Here is a 369-nt window from a genome sequence, read left to right as displayed (position 1 = left end):
ATAGCCCCCCTATTCTCTCTCAAATTCACAATTTTTTGCTTGACAGACCACTAGACTATCATTGCGGAATTTAGGTGTGTACTAGCCAATATTAGAAGTTAGGCTAGTATAAGATTAGTAAATTTTATGTACACAATGTTGACAATGGCATCTACTGAAGAACGCTTTGTTCAAGCCACGAACTACTGGGATTTAGAAACCCTATACACAGATATCGCATCTGCTAAGGGTAAACGGCTCACACCTGTTGAGAAACTACATTTACGTGGGTTACTTTGTGGTTACAGCCCCGCTGAGATAGCGGAAAGGCTGAATAAAAGTAACTGTTCACACTCCCCCACTAAAAAGGAATTAGGAAGTAACAGGGAT

1 pseudogene is annotated in these 369 nt (G+C 40.4%); it reads left to right on the top strand.

Annotated elements, in window-relative coordinates:
* Positions 1–126: 126 nt before the first annotated feature.
* A pseudogene (locus FJR05_RS11000) lies at positions 127–369 on the top strand (hypothetical protein); the annotation flags it as partial.

It is taken from the genome of Dolichospermum sp. UHCC 0259 (assembly GCF_009711935.1).
In the GTDB taxonomy this organism is placed as follows: Bacteria; Cyanobacteriota; Cyanobacteriia; order Cyanobacteriales; family Nostocaceae; genus Dolichospermum.
This window is presented reverse-complemented; position numbering and strand designations above follow the sequence as displayed.